At 68.8% G+C, this 16,804-nt stretch carries 16 protein-coding genes and 6 pseudogenes; 8 read left to right on the top strand and 14 right to left on the bottom strand.

What is annotated here, in order from left to right:
- From ABB07_RS38750 to ABB07_RS38740, 3 genes are all read right to left on the bottom strand, one after another.
- Window positions 1–571, bottom strand: a 571-nt coding sequence (locus tag ABB07_RS38750) for an SUKH-4 family immunity protein (protein WP_208903099.1), incomplete at its 3' end; no start/stop codon positions are given.
- 234 nt (window positions 572–805) lie between these two features.
- Window positions 806–1,783 carry a transposase family protein gene (locus tag ABB07_RS38745; RefSeq protein ID WP_208903098.1) on the bottom strand — a complete coding sequence of 326 codons (978 nt, stop codon included), beginning with the start codon at window positions 1,781–1,783 and terminating at the stop codon, window positions 806–808.
- A 77-nt stretch (window positions 1,784–1,860) separates the two neighbouring features.
- Complete coding sequence (locus ABB07_RS38740; protein WP_244189684.1) at window positions 1,861–2,424, bottom strand: GNAT family N-acetyltransferase; 564 nt, start codon at window positions 2,422–2,424, stop codon at window positions 1,861–1,863.
- An 893-nt stretch (window positions 2,425–3,317) separates the two neighbouring features.
- Here ABB07_RS38740 and ABB07_RS38735 point away from each other — a divergent pair.
- Window positions 3,318–4,217 (top strand): annotated as a pseudogene (locus ABB07_RS38735) (IS701 family transposase); the annotation flags it as partial.
- 38 nt (window positions 4,218–4,255) lie between these two features.
- Here the strand turns inward: ABB07_RS38735 and ABB07_RS38730 are convergent.
- Window positions 4,256–5,116 (bottom strand): SCO4651 family lipoprotein, encoded by an 861-nt coding sequence (locus ABB07_RS38730; RefSeq protein WP_208903096.1) that lies wholly within the window; start codon window positions 5,114–5,116, stop codon window positions 4,256–4,258.
- A 380-nt stretch (window positions 5,117–5,496) separates the two neighbouring features.
- Complete coding sequence (locus ABB07_RS38725; protein WP_208903095.1) at window positions 5,497–6,498, bottom strand: ArsR/SmtB family transcription factor; 1,002 nt, start codon at window positions 6,496–6,498, stop codon at window positions 5,497–5,499.
- Between the two features lie 132 nt (window positions 6,499–6,630).
- Here ABB07_RS38725 and ABB07_RS38720 point away from each other — a divergent pair, with 132 nt between their 5' ends.
- On the top strand, window positions 6,631–6,852 hold the full coding sequence (locus ABB07_RS38720; protein WP_208903094.1) for a hypothetical protein: 222 nt from the start codon (window positions 6,631–6,633) through the stop codon (window positions 6,850–6,852).
- Window positions 6,853–7,323: 471 nt separating this feature from the next.
- Here the strand turns inward: ABB07_RS38720 and ABB07_RS38715 are convergent.
- Window positions 7,324–7,944, bottom strand: a pseudogene (locus ABB07_RS38715) (IS5 family transposase); the annotation flags it as partial.
- A 23-nt stretch (window positions 7,945–7,967) separates the two neighbouring features.
- On the opposite strand from ABB07_RS38715, the gene ABB07_RS38710 reads away from it, so the two are divergent.
- Entirely contained in the window at window positions 7,968–8,855 is an 888-nt protein-coding gene (locus ABB07_RS38710) for a patatin-like phospholipase family protein (protein ID WP_244189832.1), read from the top strand.
- A 302-nt stretch (window positions 8,856–9,157) separates the two neighbouring features.
- Here ABB07_RS38710 and ABB07_RS38705 read toward each other — a convergent pair whose 3' ends face one another.
- The 3 genes from ABB07_RS38705 to ABB07_RS42120 form a co-directional block, all read right to left on the bottom strand.
- Window positions 9,158–10,132, bottom strand: a complete 975-nt coding sequence (locus ABB07_RS38705; RefSeq protein ID WP_208903091.1) for a polyprenyl synthetase family protein — start codon at window positions 10,130–10,132, stop codon at window positions 9,158–9,160.
- Window positions 10,083–10,490, bottom strand: coding sequence for a hypothetical protein (locus ABB07_RS42125; protein WP_425264794.1), 408 nt, complete (start codon window positions 10,488–10,490; stop codon window positions 10,083–10,085). Before ABB07_RS42125 ends, ABB07_RS38705 begins: the two co-directional genes overlap by 50 nt.
- A 97-nt stretch (window positions 10,491–10,587) precedes the next feature.
- Complete coding sequence (locus ABB07_RS42120) at window positions 10,588–10,650, bottom strand: hypothetical protein (RefSeq protein WP_425264836.1); 63 nt, start codon at window positions 10,648–10,650, stop codon at window positions 10,588–10,590.
- Window positions 10,651–10,902: 252 nt separating this feature from the next.
- On the opposite strand from ABB07_RS42120, the pseudogene ABB07_RS38695 reads away from it, so the two are divergent.
- Together ABB07_RS38695 and ABB07_RS38690 are read left to right on the top strand one after the other, a co-directional pair.
- Window positions 10,903–11,139 (top strand): annotated as a pseudogene (locus tag ABB07_RS38695) (heavy metal translocating P-type ATPase); the annotation flags it as partial.
- Window positions 11,140–11,299: 160 nt separating this feature from the next.
- A complete protein-coding gene (locus tag ABB07_RS38690; protein ID WP_244189683.1) occupies window positions 11,300–11,632 on the top strand; it encodes a GNAT family N-acetyltransferase in 333 nt (110 codons plus the stop codon).
- 172 nt (window positions 11,633–11,804) lie between these two features.
- Here the strand turns inward: ABB07_RS38690 and ABB07_RS41625 are convergent, their stop codons facing one another.
- Entirely contained in the window at window positions 11,805–11,936 is a 132-nt protein-coding gene (locus ABB07_RS41625; protein WP_279617415.1) for a hypothetical protein, read from the bottom strand.
- Window positions 11,937–12,435: 499 nt separating this feature from the next.
- Here ABB07_RS41625 and ABB07_RS38685 point away from each other — a divergent pair.
- Window positions 12,436–12,895 (top strand): annotated as a pseudogene (locus tag ABB07_RS38685) (Crp/Fnr family transcriptional regulator).
- Between the two features lie 44 nt (window positions 12,896–12,939).
- Complete coding sequence (locus ABB07_RS38680; protein WP_208903089.1) at window positions 12,940–13,593, top strand: CBS domain-containing protein; 654 nt, start codon at window positions 12,940–12,942, stop codon at window positions 13,591–13,593.
- Between the two features lie 40 nt (window positions 13,594–13,633).
- Here ABB07_RS38680 and ABB07_RS38675 read toward each other — a convergent pair whose 3' ends face one another.
- Window positions 13,634–14,236 carry an Rv1733c family protein gene (locus ABB07_RS38675; protein ID WP_208903088.1) on the bottom strand — a complete coding sequence of 201 codons (603 nt, stop codon included), beginning with the start codon at window positions 14,234–14,236 and terminating at the stop codon, window positions 13,634–13,636.
- A 35-nt stretch (window positions 14,237–14,271) separates the two neighbouring features.
- A complete protein-coding gene (locus ABB07_RS38670) occupies window positions 14,272–14,973 on the bottom strand; it encodes a CBS domain-containing protein (RefSeq protein WP_208903087.1) in 702 nt (233 codons plus the stop codon).
- A gap of 3 nt (window positions 14,974–14,976) precedes the next feature.
- On the opposite strand from ABB07_RS38670, the pseudogene ABB07_RS38665 reads away from it, so the two are divergent.
- A pseudogene (locus ABB07_RS38665) lies at window positions 14,977–15,596 on the top strand (hypothetical protein); the annotation flags it as partial.
- A gap of 246 nt (window positions 15,597–15,842) precedes the next feature.
- Here the strand turns inward: ABB07_RS38665 and ABB07_RS38660 are convergent.
- Both ABB07_RS38660 and ABB07_RS38655 read right to left on the bottom strand, forming a co-directional pair.
- Complete coding sequence (locus tag ABB07_RS38660) at window positions 15,843–16,013, bottom strand: hypothetical protein (RefSeq protein ID WP_208903086.1); 171 nt, start codon at window positions 16,011–16,013, stop codon at window positions 15,843–15,845.
- A gap of 454 nt (window positions 16,014–16,467) precedes the next feature.
- Window positions 16,468–16,804: pseudogene (locus ABB07_RS38655) on the bottom strand (ABC transporter permease); the annotation flags it as partial.

The following is a 16,804-nucleotide window of genomic DNA, read 5'->3' as shown; positions in this document are numbered from 1 at the left end:
AGTCCCGTAGAAGGTTGCGCACATGCCGCAGAACCGCGAACCAGGAGGATTCGGGATTTTCCATGGCAGCGGGGTCGGCTTGGCGCATTCGATGCAAAAGCCTGTCCGCGGCGCCCTCGGGGTCGACACCCTGGTTGATGCTGGCCTCGGCGTCGTACTCCGGCCTTTCCTCCTCCAGTGCGTGCAGGAAATACGCCAGGGCGTCGATGCTGCTGTTGAGCAGGTGCGGAGCACCGTCCTCCGGGATGCAGTACACGATGCCGGTGGCGGTATCGACGATGACGTCGTCAAGGGCGATCCCTCCGAGCGTCAGCCAAGCCGACATGTCGAATGAGCAGTTCGGGTACTTCTCCGCGACGGCCTGCCACGCCTCACCGCCGATCCGCAGGTCACCGTCAAGAAGGAACTGGTCCATCTCGAACCAGCCCCCCTGGTCCGGGAGACCGCCCTCGCGCAGGAAGACTCGGGTCGGCTCATGCGCGATGGCAGCCAGCACACCGTCGTCCAGAGCGACCAGATCATCGGCGCTGAAGACCGACTCCATTCGAGTCCGGTCGATCAAAGGGCTCATAGAATTCCACACTTTCGGTCGGGACGGTCATCGGGCGACCCGATGAATTCCCGCTCGCCCCCTCCGTGATCGTATCGGACCCGCATGGCGGCGGAGCCGTTCCACTTCCCCCAGCCTCACACCCAGGAAGATGCCCACCAGCAGGCGGGATCACTCAATGTAACGAAGCACTACTAACGGTCTGGGGAGAAATTGAGCTTCGGGCGTGCTGGCCTGGGTTCGGCTGGTGGGTGATCAGCGGACGGTGTCGCGGACGAGGACGAGTTCGGTGCTCGTCCGGCGGCGGGTGGCCCGCTGCGCGGATCGGTCGGAGACGAGTGAGGCGATCGCGAGATGGGTCTCGGCGTAGGTATCGCGGCGTCCGGTGAAACGGCGCAGGGGTGCCCAGTGGTGGAGTTCGGCGTTGGTGTGCTCCACACAGATCCTCGCCGAGGACTGCCGTCGCCGTGTCTCGCGCCAGGCATGCTTGTCACCATCGCACGCCTCGTCCTTGGGCTTCTTCGGTGGGGCGCTGACCTGGCCGGGGAACTCTTTGGCCAGCCCGAGGTAGCCGGAATCGACCTTCGCCTTCACGCCGGGACGGGTGCGGAACTGCTCGGCAATGCCCTCGGTCCGCACGGCGGTCTGGTCGTGCATCCGGCCCGGGCGGACCAAGCCGGACAGCAGCAGGCGGCCTTGGCCGTCGTTGAACGTGGTGGTCTTGATGGTGTTCTGCTTGCGTTTGCCGGAGACGAACGCCCGGCGACCAGGACGGTCGGCCTGCGGGCGGCGGACCTGGGTCTCGGCCCCCGTCGAGCCGCAGCTCAACCCCTCCGCCTCGGCGTGGGCGAAGACGTCCTCCAGCGTCTTCAGCCGCAGGCCGGGCCGGTCGGGCACAGCGAAACCACGGGCTGACAGCAGCGGGCGGACCTGGCGGATGGCCGCGGAGACGCTGGAGCGATCCACCTCGAAGAGCTCGGCGAGCACCACATGCGGCAACTGATGGCGCAGATGGACCAGGGTGACCAGCAGCCGATCGAGGAAGACCAGCTTGGGCTTTCTGTCGGCACCCTCCGCCCTCCGACGCTCCCCGCCCCGGGCCTGACGGAGCGCGGACTCCCGCGCAGCCTCCCATGCCGTGGCGAGTTCGGCGAACAACTCGCCGGAATGTGCGCGTGAGACGCCGGACAGGGCAGGATGGGAACAGGCCGTACGGGCCCAGGTCAGCTTCACAACTCACCCAACCCGTGCGGCCCTTCTCATGTCACGGCCCGACCGGGACGATCGCCATGTCCGCCGAGACCGTAAAGCTACCCGGCCTGAATGGCGTCTGCCGGGACCTCGAAGATGATCGTGAGTCCGTCGCGCTCGTCCCCCTGCTCGCCGATGCGCGTGAAGCCGAAGCCCTCGATGCACGCCAGGGAGGCGGTGTTGTCGGATCCGATCCTGGCGCGCACGGTCCTGACGTCGGGGTCGGCCGCGGCCCTGACGAGCAACGCCCTCAGCATGGCGCGGGCATAGCCCTGGCGGCGGTACCCGGGCACGACGGTATAGCCAACTTCGACCATGCCGGCCTCATCCGGCGGCCCGTGGAACCCGGCGTCGCCAACGACGACCCCGTCCGGCTCGGACACCGCGGCACGCGTGATCCAGGGCGCGGCAGTGGGGTCCTTGGCGAGCTGGTCGGCGCGGTAGCCGAAGATCCAGCGGGCTCGTTCACCGACGAAGTGTTCGTCAAGGGCGACCCCGGCCTCGGCGCTGCCGCCAGCGAGGTCACCGTCGGCAAGCGCCCGCAGTGCCTTTGCATTGAGCTCGACGAAACGGACGCGTTTGGGGGCGGAGAGAGGTTCGTTGTTCATCGCGGTGATGCTCACCCAGAGCCGGAGAGCTGTCCACCGGTTTACGGCCTTGGCGGACATGGAGACGGCCACACGGACGCCGCGACACCACCTGCTGATCACCCACCAGCCCAGCACGCCCGAAGCTCAATTTCCCCCAGGCCCGTAAGACCGTACCGGGCCAAGACGAGAGCTACCCCCGCGGGCGCGGGGACAACTCCCAAACCCCTAGGAGGGAGGTGTCGGCACGCGAGCTACCCCCGCGGGCGCGGGGGCGACCTACTCGCGGGGCAGGTCCTTGAAGACGAGCTCCGGTTCCTGGTCGGCTCGCGCCTGGTGGGCCCTTAACATCTGTCTCTGGTCCATGGCCCGATTTCGACCATCACCTTGCCGACTTCATCGCCAGCCACTGCGCTGACCAGCGTACCGAGCCGCGTTGAACGTGGCTCAGCACATGAGGTGGCGCCCTGCCTTCGCCAACACCGGATCCAGCGGCCGCCTACACACCTCGCACCACAGCCCGCCCGGTGGCGCCGGAGGCAGGGGCGCACTTTTCGGCTGCCGCACTGCACGCTCACGGGACTCCCGGTCTGCCCGGGCGTAGCGAGCCTGGCTGTCCAGCCGCTGATTCGCTTCCTCCCGCGCCTCCCGCTGCGAGTCACGCAGCCGCCTTTGCAGGTCCTCTGGTAGCACCGCCCCGGTCGGCCCCAGTCCCAGCGCGCCCAGCGGCATCGACACACGCTCCAGCTCATCGAGCGCGCACGGCGGATGGTGCAGCCCGTACACCGACAGGTCCCCGGCCTGCCACCACTGGTGACGGCGCGCGTGCGGCTGCCCGAACGATGTCGCTGCTTCGCGCTTTGAGACGGAGTAGAACCAGACCGGCAGGCCCACCTGCTCAGCCGCGCGTCCTGGGACGCCGACCGAGTCCTTACCTCGTCTACTCCACCCCGGTCGGGCACGCTGCCATAAACCGGCGCCTCTACATCCCACGCTCCTGGATCCAGGACCTCGACCGGTGCCGGGCGGCAGGCATCCCGGAGGACACGGGGTTCGCCACCAAGCCCGCCCTGGCCACCGAGATGATTACCCAGGCCCTGGAGGCCGGCGTCACGGCTCCATGGGTCACCGGCGATGAGGTCTACGGCGGTGACCCCCACCTGAGCGCCGAGTTGGAGAGACGTCAGATTGGCTATGTGCTGGCCGTCTCACGCAAGCGACCGATCCCGACCCGTGCGGGCGTCTTCACGGCCGGCATGCTGGCCCGCTGCCTCCCGAAGAAAGCCTGGCGGCGACTCTCGGCCGGAGACGGTGCCAAAGGTCACCGCTTCTACGACTGGGCCCAGGTTGAGATCGACAACCCGCTCGGCAGCACGGGTCACCGGTCATTGCTCATTCGACGCAACCGGCGCACCGATGAACTCGCCTTCTACCGTTGCTACTCGGCCGATCCCGTTCCCCTGAGCGCCCTGGTCAGCGTGGCCGGGCGCCGCTGGACCGTGGAGGAGATTTTCCAGTCCGCGAAGGGACTGACCGGGCTGGACGAGCACCAGGTCCGCCGCTGGACCTCCTGGCACCGCTGGACCACGCTAGCCATGCTCGCGCACACCTTCCTCGTGATCGCGGCCGCCATCGAACGGACCGCCGTGGTCACCTCACCAGGGCTCGCCCCACTCACCTGCGGCGAGATCCAACGGCTCTTCGCCGCCTTCGCCGCAGCACAACCCCGAGGCCTGGCGCACCGGCTCAGCTGGTCAAGCTGGCGCCGACGGCATCAGGCCCGTGCGCGAAGCAGCCACTACCAACGTCAGGCCCTCCAAGAGCCGTGATCAAGATCTACAGCTGGAGTATTTTCCGCCTCAGACGATCAGGCCGCGCCGGACTTCTTTCCGGTCACCGAGGTGAGGACGAAGGTGTCGGAGGCCGAGGGAGTTGACAGGTCCACCGTGACACCGTAGTCGGAGTAGTAGACGGTCGCTGTCCGCTCGGCGGTGGCCGTCTGCATCTGCTCCCGCTTCTTCACCAGCAGGTTGTCGCTGTTGACCCAGACATCGACGTGGGCGTCCGTGATGCCCTGCGCCGCGAACTCCTGCTTGAGGAACTTAGCGTCGTCGGGCGACAGCCCCCGGCTGCGGATGGCCGTGATCTTGGCCGCGTCCAACGTGCCCGAGTAGTGGGTGGCGGGCACCCCTCGGACGTTTTCCTGGCCCACCTTGTGCACGTCGCCGCTGGAGATCAGCATCCGCACCGACAGCGTCGGGTTGGCCTGCTGCATCATGTCGGCCTGGGCCTTCCCTGCCGCGCCTTGGGCGGCGAGGAGCGCGAAAGGAGTCTTCGTCCAGTGCTTGCCGCCCAGTAGCGTCACATACTTCGGCGGTGTGCTCATGTACATGGCGTCGCTGCGGAGCTTGACCCGGCTGGTGGGTATCGGGGTCGGGACCGACGACTTGATCACCATTGTGAAGTTGCCCTGGGCGCCACTGGCCCAGTCCAAATCGCCGGACATATGTGTCTGCTTGAGGGTGCCGACCGTGGTGATCCCATCGACCTTGGCCGAATGTTCCTTGGCGGTGGCGTCCTCTGCCTTGACGAGGTAGGCGATCGGTGACACGGCGATCGGCGCCTGCGCAGGGGGCGTGTGCCGGCCCGTCGCGGATGCGGATCCACTGCCACCGGTCCCGCAGGCGGAGACCGAGCCCAAGGCTGCCGTGACGGCCACGATCGCCACAGCCGTACGGAATCGCATGCCATGCATGGAGCGCCCCGTTTCTGTTGTCAAAGGTTCGAATCCTGGATAGCGGAGGAAGGTTAGCGCACGAACCAACAGCTCGACGCTCCGCTCTCCTTACCGGCCTCGGGCACGGGTTTCCAGCGGCCCGACGGCCGTGGCACGGGCCTCTTGACTCAAACTGGACGCGACCGTGGGCGGGCTGCTCGTCGGTGACTTCCGGAGTGGGCCGACGTCGGTCGGGCAAGACTCACCCTCACGTCCCGCCCACGGGAGCAACGCCCCGACTCTTTTCCCGGCGTCCCGTCAGGCGGGAGACCACATGGTCCGGCTCGAATACGCCCCTGCGGCGAGGTTCTCCAAGTGGGTGCGCGAGGTGGTCAGTCGAGATCGTCGGCGAAGCGAGGCTTCGTCGCGAGCCTCTGGTAGAGGACGTTTCGGGATCGGCGGGTGCGTTGCACGAGCCCTGCGCGGTGGAGGATCTGCAGGTGGTAGGAGATGGTCGCAGGGCTGAGGTAGAGGCGCTGGGCGAGCTCTCGCGTGGTGCGAGGCTGGGTGAGTTCGGCCAGCAGCTTTACCCGTGTCGTGCCGATCAGCTCGTCACCGCGCGAGGGCGCAACACAGTCGTTGCGCGCAGCCGGATAGACGATCAGTGGAGTGCGGGGGGCCGGCGCATCCGCGGGCTCGGCGGCGCAGAAGGTCGCCCGTCCCGCGAAGACGCTGGGTACGAGTATCGCGGCGTCGGCATCGAGACTCAGACGGTGGGAACTGGTGGCGAGCAGGTGGACTGTCAGGGCGCCGTCGTGCCACTCCAGGTTGGGGGCCAGCTGGTTGACAGCGTCCGCGATCCCATGCTGGGCGATCACGGAGGCCCGGGCTGCGACATCGCCTTCCAACCGGGCCCGCATGCCGGGCCAGTGGGGCGCGAGGACGGCATACCAGAACTGCTCCAGCTCCACAGCGATACGCTGCGCCACATATTCCTCGCCCCGGTCCATAGCCATCAGGAGCAGCCGGGGCGGCCTGTCGGCCGCGGTGTTGCCCCATGAGTGGCCGCCGATGGCCGCCGCCAGCTCATAACGGATCCGCTCGCTCGGAGTAGTGGCCACCTGATGCAGACCACTGTCCAGGGTCGCCTGAAATCCCGCCGGTTCTGGCCGCAGGAAATCGGGAGCGTAACCGCCCGGCCCTCCGCCGGCGACAACAGCGAGTAGCCCCAACCGTCGTTGCGACAGGACGTCCACCGCTTGGGTCCGCCAGCCCGCGCCGAGCACATGCGGAGACCGGCCGAGGGCGAAGAGCAGATCCTTGGCCGCGTCCAGAGGCGACATGGCGAAACGGACCCTGCCCAATCCATGCGCGCCCAGGTTGATCCGGATCATGAACAGCCCCCGTAACACGATCATCTTCGAAAGAAATCGAATCATTCGACGGCGGGCATGTCATCCGATTCCCTGGATTCCGCGCCCGACGCCACCCGGCGGACCACGGGTATCGGAACCAGGAGGTTGACCATGAAGAAGGCTTTGGCCACAGTCGCCGCGACCGGGGTGCTGACGCTGGCCACCCTGGTCGGCACGGCGGCCACCGCCAGCGCGGCGACGGCGTCGCCGCAGCCGATGGGGCCCGCGTTCGCCACTGCCCAGGACTGCGAGGCCTACGTGAAGTACAACCACGAGTGGGGCGTTTGGGACTGCGAGTACGTCCAGGGTCACTGGTGGGCCTTCGCACCGTGACCATGGAGCGCCCGCGTGCCGATTCCCATCGGTGAGTGAGCACGTCGTCCGACATGGGCGGGTCCGTCGAAAGACGGGCCCGCCTGTGACGTTCTCGCGTAGTAATCGCGATGGTCTTTACGCCGCGGAGACTGATCAGGCGTGGGGCCCCGGTACAGAAATCCTGCTAGGACCGGCCAAGCGCGGCGGACACCTTGATTGCGTCCCTGATCGTGAAAGTGGCCGCATTTCCGCGACGGTGGCGCCGCCTCCACTGGCCTGGGAACTCTCCCAGCTCCCGGCGAAGAAGGCGGTCATCCTTGTCATCCTGCTCGACACCTTCGAGGACATCGCCGCTCCCCGCCGCATCTTCGAACGACTCCTCCAGAGGCTGGTGTGGCTCATGCCCAACTGTTTCTTCGTCATCTCCGGCCGCAACCGGCTCCGGTGGGGCGCCGGGGAACAGCGCCGCAGGGCGTGTGTGAGATGTGATCACAGTGCTTGCCGTATGAGGGTGAGTTGGACGGTGGCCTGGCAGCGGACGGCAAGCTTGTCGTATCTGGTCGCGACGCCTCTGGCCTGCTTCAACAGACCGATCCGGCACTCGACCTTGTGTCTGCGCTTGTACATCTCGCGGTCGAATCCGGGCGGGCGGCCACCGGCCGCCCCACGACGGATCCGGTGGCCGGCCTGGTCGCGCTTCTCCGGGATGGTGTGCGCGATCCCGCGTTTGCGCAGAAAGGGGCGGATCTGGAGTGAGGAGTAGGCGCGATCCGCAAGGACGTGCTTCGGGCGAGTGCGCGGATGTCCAACGCTGACCCGAGGAACGCGGATCTTCTCCATGACCCGCTCGAAGACCGGTGCGTCGCCCCGCTGACCCGCGGTGATGACAGCCGCAAGGACGTGGAAGGAAGCGTCCACCGCGAGGCGAATCTTGGTGGTCAGCCCACCGCGGGAGCGGCCGAGACCATGGTTGTCCGGCTCGGCCGCCAGGTGGGCGCCGGTGATCGCGCGCCAGCGAGCCTGGGCGGACTCGACCAGCTTGAACACCATCGCCAGAGCCGCGGCCCGACCGCGGGCGCCCCGGGTGACCTTCGTTCGCAGCTTGACCGAGCAGGAATGATCTACCGATCTTGGTGATTGTCCTGAATAGGACCGGGCCGGACAGAGACGGCCAGCAGGACGAACACGCGAGGATGCACATGCCGCAAGAATCGACGGCCGTGGTACTCGGAGGCGGCGGCCTGGCCGGGATCGGCTGGACCATCGGAGCACTCGCCGCGCTCGAAGAGTCCGGGGCACTGCAATTGGACAGGGTCGACCACGTGATCGGGACCTCGGCGGGCGCCGCCGTCGCGGCCGCCGTGCTCCAGGCCGCCTCGGCAGGCGCCGAGTACGACAAGATGGTGCGCAAGGCACTCCGCAACGACGAGCTCACGCCTGCGGTACCCCTGGCCGATGTACTCCCGGACGTGATGGCCGTCCACAGCAGCGAGGATCCCGTCGCGGCGAAGACAGAGAGACTGGTAAGGCTCTCCCGGGAGCGTTCCGGGACCGATCCGTCCCTGCGACGGGCCGCGATTTCCCGGCGGGTGAACAAGGATGCCTGGCCAGACGGCCGATTCGACGTCACCGCCGTACGCGCGGACGGCACCCGCGCCGTCTTCACCGCCGCATCAGGTGTCGGCCTGGTGGACGCCCTCACAGCCAGCTGTGCCGTCCCCGGGCTGTGGCCGGTGGCCCGGATCGCCGGCGAGGACTACCTCGACGGCGGAACGTTCTCTCTCACCAATGCCGAGCTCGCCCGTGATGCCGACCGCGTGATCGTGCTCCAGCCGATGCCGGAGTTGCCTGCGTACGCGACCCCGGAACGCCAAGAGGTCTTGGACCGTGCCGTGGTGATCGAGCCGTCCGAGCGAGCTCGCGCCGGATTCGGCACCGATCCGTTTGATCCTGATGTGCGGGGCGTGGCCGCCGTACTCGGTTACGAGGACGGCCTTGCAGCCGCGCCGAACGTGAAGTGAGCTCCGCGGAAAGCGCGGCGTCGGCTATGCGGATGGGACTCCGCACAGTCGACGCCGCCGTCGGCCCACGCCAACCGGTCCACGCTGGAGTCTGCGACTGGCCTGCGCTTATGGAGTCTGCCAGCAAGCCGAGCAAAGCCCCGGCCCGGCGTGTCCACGCACCTGCCCACAACGATCAGCGCGCGCTGATCGTCCAGGTGGAGGCTGCAAAGTCGATCTGCGCTTCGGCCGGCGGGACGAGGTGGTCGTTGTCGAGGCAGCGCAGGCCGTCGATTCGCAGACCGCACGGGCTGTGATGGAGGCTAGTGGTGGCGGTCGACGGTGGAGTCGGCGAGCTGGGCGAGTCGCTCGGTGGACGGCAAGCCGTCAAGGGCAGCGCGTGCCTGGGTGACGCAGTCTTGCGCCTGCCCTGTCGTCTCGGCGATGGCGCCGGTCCGCGTCAGCACGTCGAGCAGGTCGCGGTGGGCTCTGGTGGGGTCGGTGTCGCCGTGGAAGACCCTGGTGAGCAGGCGGCGGTCGTGGTCGTCTGCGGACTCGTAGGCGAGAAGGACGGGCCGGGTCGGTTGCCGGTTTGCGACGTCGCTAATGGCATGCTTGCCGGTGATCCGCTCGTGGACGGTGTAGGGCAGCAGGTCGTCTCGGATCTGCAAGGCCGTGCCGAGGACTTCGCCGTACTGGCGCAAGGCTTCGGCGTGTCCGGGTGTCGCCGCGGCCAGGATCGCGCCGGCCTGGCAGGCGGCGCCGGTGAGGGTGGCGGTCTTTCCGCGGATCACCTTCAGCACGGCCGATCGGCCGCAGGAGAGGTCCTCGCGGATCGTGGTCTCGTGCATGCTGGAGCGGCACATGGCGTGCATCGCTTCGGCGACTGCCTGGGACGCTTGAAGGACGCGGTCGGCCGGGCTGCCATGGAGCATGGCGACCCATCCGGCTGTGTACAGGCCGTCTCCGGCCAGCAGTGCCTCGGCGATGCCGAATCGCTCAGCGGTGGAGGCCCGTCCGCGGCGCATCGGGTCCTGGTCGACGATGTCGTCGTGGACGGGGCTGGCCACGTGCAGGCATTCGATGCCGGCCGCGAAGGAGAGAACCGACTCGGCTCGGCCGCCGACCGCCCGTGCCGATTCGATGCACAACGTGGGCCGCAGGAGCTTGCCGGTGGGGAACAGGGCGTCCAGGCATGCCAGTTCCAGCAGATCTTCGCCGCTGCCGACCAAGCGGGCCAGTTCGGCTTCACTGAGCGGGATCAGCGTGAGGGGTGACTGGGAGGCGGGGGCAGCCATGCGAAGCCTTTCGGGTCCAGCTGGGGATGGCAGCACGCCACTGGCTCTGCCACACCTCGACCAGCGCAGAGATGGGCGGGCGCACGGGATGGTGCAGCAGCTCGGCGCCCGCTGCGCGCACGAGGTCGACGAGGAGCGTGCAATGGCTGCTCATGGCGCGGGCCCAGGAACCGGCCGGGCTGTCCTCCAGGGCAGCGACCAGCTCAGGGAGCCGGTGCCGGACGCGGTCGGCCTCGAACGCGATGAAGCGGCGCAGCAGTCCGCCCTCGCGGTAGGCGTCGGCGAAGGCCTGCTGGGCCGACGCCTCCAGCCAGTAGTCGAGTTCCTCGGCGACCCGCTCCCGCAGCTCCCCCAGCATGGGCTCCACGTCCAGCCCCGGGCACGACCACGCAGAACAGACGGATGACGCGGCCGAGTTGAGCGTAGTCGCCGAGCAGCGCCTCGCTGGCGCCGGGCTACTGGATCTTCACGGCCACCGGGCGGCCGTCCGCCCACACCGCGCGGTGGACCTGGCCGATGGAAGCCGCCGCGGCGGCGGGCGTGTCGGAGAACTCGGTGAACCTCGCGCCACCGCGGACCCAGCTCCTGCGCCAGTACGGCGTGCACCTGCTCCGGTGGCAGGGCAGGCGCGGCCTCCTGCAGGAGCGTCAGCGCGGACCGGTAGGGGCCGATGGCCTCCGGGGGGGGGAGCGCCGCTTCCAAGACGGACAGCATCTGCCCGAACTTCATGACGCCGCCCTTGAGTTCTCCGAGCACGCGGAAGAGGTGGCAAGCTCTACCCCGCACTCGCCCCCGCTCTTGGCAGCCACGGCCACCATGAGCCGGGCCCACACCGAGATCGAACGCCTCGCCCGCCGCATCGCCACGCACCTGTAGCTGGCCCGCGCCGAAGGCGGCCTGTCGCGTGGCCAGCTTGATGACCTGCGCGCCTGCCTATACGGCTGCACACCGTCCTCCGCCTGCACTCCACGCAGGAGAAAAAGAGCTACTTCTCGCGGGTCCAGTGAGATCCTTCAGGGCTTTCCGCCGGAGCCCTCCGCCCCGGAGGGCCATTCGGCCCGCGCGGAGCCCGGTCAGCCCCCCACGGGGCCTCCGCCGCCGGACGCTGAACGCGGGATCCTCCGGAGGGAGAGTTCGTGATGACCGGTATCCAGTAAGCCCCGGTGCATGCCCTGCTGGCCGACGGAACCACAGTCCGCATACGGCAGGCAGGTCCGGCTGATCGTGCAGAGGTGCAGCGGCCGGCAGGCCACCGAGCGGGTGGCCAAGGGCGTCCGTCCCGGGTACCGCGCGCTGGCCGCTGAGTACGACGGGCGACTGGTGGGGCTGGCCGAGTACGAGGTGCTGCCGGGGGGCAGCACGGCGGAGATCTCGATGACCGTAGCCGACGGCTGGCATCACCGTGGTGCGGCAACCCTCGTGCTGGAACACCTCGCGGACGCCGCACATATGGTGGGCATCACCGTGCGGACGCCGTCGGGGCGGCACTTGGCCTCCTGAGAGTTCCACTGACCTGTGACGGGATCCTCCCGATGACCGGCCGGGTCCGGTCGCGCACGTATTCAGCGAACGAGTACATGCTGCCCGGAAGGCGGTACGACCGCCGTCCAGCCCCGTTGGCGGTCGATGCGGTCGCGGAGTGCGGCAGCCGCGTCCGGTTCCCGCGCACCAACTACGTCGTGCGCGGTGCTGGGGCCCCGCACAGCCAGCCGATGATCTGGCCGACATCGGCATGCGCCGAGAAGTGCGGTACTTCGGCCACCGCGCCCTGACCCGGAACGTACTCACCGAATATCTTCAGCACCCGGGCTCCGTCAACGAGGTCTCGGGCGCGCGCGCCTTGCACGGTCAGCTCCGTGTGGTCCCACAGTCGGATCAGCCGCCCCGGATCGAGGTCGCACTCCACAAGTACGGTGCCCGGCGGAAAGGCCTCTCCAGCGCCCGCTCGCGCAGGCGGGACAGCGCCGCCCAGCCGACCCCCTCGTCGTGCCGGGACGGGGCACCGCCCCGCGGTGACAGCGTTACGCGCGGAGAGGTTCATGATCGTTCTCGCTTCACTGTGGGTGCGTCCAGCGTGCGTGGACCGGCGGGCGGGGCGCATGGGTCGACGAGGCCCGACAAGGGTCCACGGCGGACCCTTCGGGTGTGCGGTACCGGCTCGGTTCAGGTGCATGGGCACCGGTCCGGCGATGCCCAGCGCGGTATGAGCCGAAGGGCCTACGGCCGGGACCGGGCGGCCTGTGGTGTCGGCGCCCGAGGCCGCGCACGCTGGGAATCGACAGCCCATGAAGGGAGCCGGTGCGATGACCTCCGCAACCACCATGAGCACGGCGCTCGAGCCCGTACACCCGGGAACGGCTGATGCGCCTCGCCCGCGAGGTCTCCTTCGAGGCCGGGACCCGCCTGTTCGAGGAGGGCCGGCACGCCGACCGCTTCTGGATCGTACGCACCGGAACCGTCGCCCTCGACCTGCACGTGCCCGGCCGCCGGCCGGCCGTCGTGGAATCGCTCGGGCACGGCGAACTGGTCGGCTGGTCCTGGCACTTTCCGCCGTATCTCTGGCACCTGGGCGCCGAGGCGATGACCCCGGTGCGGGCCTGGGAGTTCGACGCCGAGTCGGTGCGCGCGATGTGCGCTGCGGACCCTGCGTTCGGACGGGCCATAGCGGTGTGGGTGGGACGTGTGGCCGCCCAGCGGCTGCACGCCACACGGGTCAGGCTGCTCGATCTCTACGCCCCTTACGGCAGCGGTGACCTGTTGTGACCGCGCGCCCGCTCCGTCCGGCCGAACTGCCCCCGGAGGAACGCATGGACAGCAGCCCGCACCAGGTGAGTGACGTGATGACGCATGCTGTCGTCGCAGTGGGCCGCAAAACACTGTTCAAGGACATCGTCGAACGCATGGAGGAGTGGAAGGTCAGTGCCCTTCCCGTGCTGGAGGGCGACGGCCGGGTGATCGGGGTGCTCTCCGAGGCCGATCTGCTGCCCAAGGAGGAGTTCCGGGACAGCGATCCGGACCGGGTCACCCAGCTGCGCCGGCTGCCCGACCTCGCCAAGGCCGGGGCGGTCCGCGCCGAGGAACTGATGAGCACGCCGGCCGTCACCGTCCACGCGGACGCGACGCTCGCCGAGGCGGCCCGCATCATGGCTCTGCGGCACGTCAAACGGCTGCCCGTGGTGAGCTCCGAGGGCGTCCTCGAAGGCGTGGTCAGCCGCGGCGACCTGCTGAAGGTCTTTCTTCGCCCGGACAGCGAACTCGCCGACGAGATCCGCCGTGACATCGTCGACGTCCTCTTCCCGGCGCCGATCGAGCCCATACACGTGATGGTCACCGACGGCGTCGCGACCCTGACCGGGCGCGTCGGGGATCCTGCTCAGGTCGACCTCGCCACGCGCCTGGTCCGGGGCGTGGAAGGCGTCGTGGGGGTGGACTGCCGTCTCACCGCCGCCGACGCGGTATGACTCCTCAGTTGGCATTTGGAGTCAGCGACAGCCGTCCCCCTCACCCCTTGCCCCCGCTCCGATTCCGCCACTCGGGGCCGATCCGCTTCCACTCCTGATCCCATTCGGCCAGGCAGCGCCGGAGGAGCCGTTCACGGGCAAGCCGGCCCCCGGCCCAGACCGTCGCACCGGCCAGCGGTGCCACGAGGGCACCGGTCAGAACCACCTGCAGCGTCGCCTCCGCGTCGCTGGGCGGCGGAGAGACGATCCGGCCGGCGCGGTCCGTCCACACGATGACCCTGCTGCCCGCAGGAGCGCCCGGAAAGATCTTCGCGAGCCCCGTGTGCACCGAGCCGCCCGTGTCCGTCCAGCGCACGGTGGCCCAGACCTGGCTGTTGTCGTTGCCGGAACCCCCGGGCGGGGTCTTCGCCGCCTCGTCGGTGAGCACGGCAGACACCGAGTGCACCTGATCCCGCCGAGCGGCGAACGCCGAGTCCATTGCCTGCGCCGCCGCGACGCCCGCGAGGACTCCGCCGAGGAGGGCGACGGCCCGGATGAGCAGCACGAGCCAGGCCTCTACGACATCGCTGTGGCGCCTGATCGGGTTGCGCCGCCGGCGCCACAGCCGCACCCCGGTCACGGTCGTGGGAGGTGTCCCGGTCATCGGTACGTGCCACCTCTCGCCCGACTCCTACGGTGTCAGGCAGGGGCCGACCGCCGTGGATCCGGCAGGTCCGGGTCGAGATCCGGATGGCGGGGCGGTCCGGTCAGCGCGCAGTGCACGTCCACCACACCGGCCACGGTCCGGGCGAGGTGGGTGGCGAGCGGTATCAGAGCCGTTTCGTGGATCCGGCCGGTAAGCGTGACCACACCGTCCCGCACCTCGACCCGGACACCTTGCGCGTGCGTGCCGAAGAGCCGGATGACGACCTCTCGCCGGACTTCCTCGGCGATGTCCGCGTCGTCCCGAAGGAAAATCCTCAGCAGGTCGGACCGGCTCACGATGCCCTTCAGTGTTCCGTTGCGGCCGACCACCGGAAGCCTCTTCACCCTGCTGCGCGCCATCACGCGCGCGGCGCGGGCGAGGGTGGAGTCGGGCGCGACGGTGATGGCGGGAGTGGTCATCAGCTCCGCGGCGGTGACCGCGTCTGCCTTGTGGACATCGACTGGATGCCTCGCCTGCCCGTACCGGCTGAGATCGCGCTCGCTGAGCTCCTCCTTGGGCAGCAGGTCGGCCTCGGAGACCACGCCGACGACACGTCCGCCGTCGTCAAGGACCGGTAGGGCACTCACCCGCCACTCCTGCATGGTCCGCACGATGTCCTTGAACGCCGCCCCGGTGCGCAGGGCGACGACCCTGCGGGTCATCACGTCGCTCACGACGGGGGGAGTGCCGTTCATGGCATCCTCCAGGGCTCGGTGTCGCACTACGCCACCACCAGGCTGCGCCGTCGCGGCGTCCCCGCGCATGGGCCGATCGGCCCGCCTGACGGGACCGAGGGCACCTCCCCGGGTGCCCCACTGCCGTCCCAGGCTGGAAGGGCATCCTGCCCCCCGGTGAGGATCCTGCAGGCCTCTCGGCGGAGATCTCCCGGTGCCTGTCGGCGCTGGAGGCAACCACCGGGCGGCTGATCGGACGGCCGGACGACCCCTTGCTGGTCTCCGTCCGCTCCGGAGCCCGTTTCTCGATGCCCGGCATGACGGAGACCGTCCTGGACATCGGCCTGAACGACGACTCCGTCCTCGGCCTGGCCAAGGTGTCCGGCAGTGAGTGCTTCGCCTGGGATTCCTGCCGGCGGCTCGTCCAGATGTACGGCACCACTGTCATGGGCGTCGACCCTGCCCTGTTCGACGAGGCCATGACTTTGCTGAAAGCGGCTCGCGACGCTTCCGACGACCCTCGTCTCGACGCGGGTCCCCTGGCCTGGCTCGTGGAACCTTACAAGCGGCTGATCCGCGACGAGGCAGGCCGAGACTTCCCGCAGTCCCCGGCCAGGCAACTGCACGAGGCGATCCTCGCGGTCCCGAGCTTGCGCAGCCGCTTGTCACTGACGGCACGGTCCGGGGTCGTGGCACAGCCCGACACGGCAAGCAGGACGACCACCACCAGCGATCCCCACACGCTCTTCGAACCGGCGGCACGCCGCGCGAAGGCCCTCATGCTTGTCCGCCCCCCATCAACAGTCGTCTCGACCTCCGCGCAAGGCTGGCTCGATCGTCACTGTCCACCAGGACGGCCGGGCCGGGCATGAGTACCCGTACTCAGACGGCTACAGGCTCATGCCTGCCATCATGCGCTCGAGGGCGTTCGCGTACAGTCGCGCACCCCGATCTTCGGGTGGAACGACTGAGCCGATCACGCCGTACTTGCTGATGAGCGACCAGTCCTTGGCGGGCGCTGATCGTTCACGGGCGATCTCCACTGGCCCCTTGTCGTCCATGAAAGCCAGAAGCCAGGCCTTCCGGTGGCCCTCATGGGGCAGGTGGCGCTCCTAGTAATGGGCCGGGTCGGTGACCTGCGGGGATCTTCCCTGCGGGTCGCTGACCTGGCCTTTTGATGATTGGTGGCGATGGGGGGCGACGGTCGTGAGCGGGTGTCTTGCGGACTGTGTGCGGACTGCTGAGCCAGTTGATCGGCACCATCCCACTGGCCGCGGGTTACGACCAGCCGCGTGGACCGGTCAGACGTCACGGCGGCGCACGAGGACCAGGGCGGCGAGAAGGGCGAGGAGCGGCCAGGAGGCGAGCGCGATCCAGGACTGGAGTGCCGTGGGAGGGAAGGGACCGACGCTGTCCCACTCGGTGCCGAGGCTGGTCAGGGCGTTCCAGGCGTTCTGGGGTGCCCCGAGTTACTCAGAGCGGCCGTCAAATGGTTGCTGCCGGAAGGTACGGCGCCTAGCAGGACCGGGGCCAGGACGGAGCTGTGAACAGGGCGGCCACGGAGGTTCGGATGAGTGTGCCGATGGCCATGCCGATGACCGCGCATACCGTCAGGATTGCGGTGGATGCCACGAAACCTTGCAGGACACTGGGCTGACTGATCGAGATGCCTAGTTGGTCGCCGGACAGGATCGTCTGGGCGGTAAGAAACGAGGCGATCGCGGTGATGAGGCCGACGACGCACGTGACGCTCGCGAGGACGACCGCCTTGGCGAGTACGACACGCAGGCGGTTCGGGACGGCGAGGAAGGTCGTGCGGATCAGTCCGCTGGAGTACTCGCTGCTCATTGTC

The organism is Streptomyces incarnatus (assembly GCF_001027185.1).
Classification (GTDB): domain Bacteria; phylum Actinomycetota; class Actinomycetes; order Streptomycetales; family Streptomycetaceae; genus Streptomyces; species Streptomyces puniciscabiei.
The sequence above is the reverse complement of the archived record's forward strand: the minus strand, read 5'-3'. Positions and strand labels throughout refer to the sequence as shown.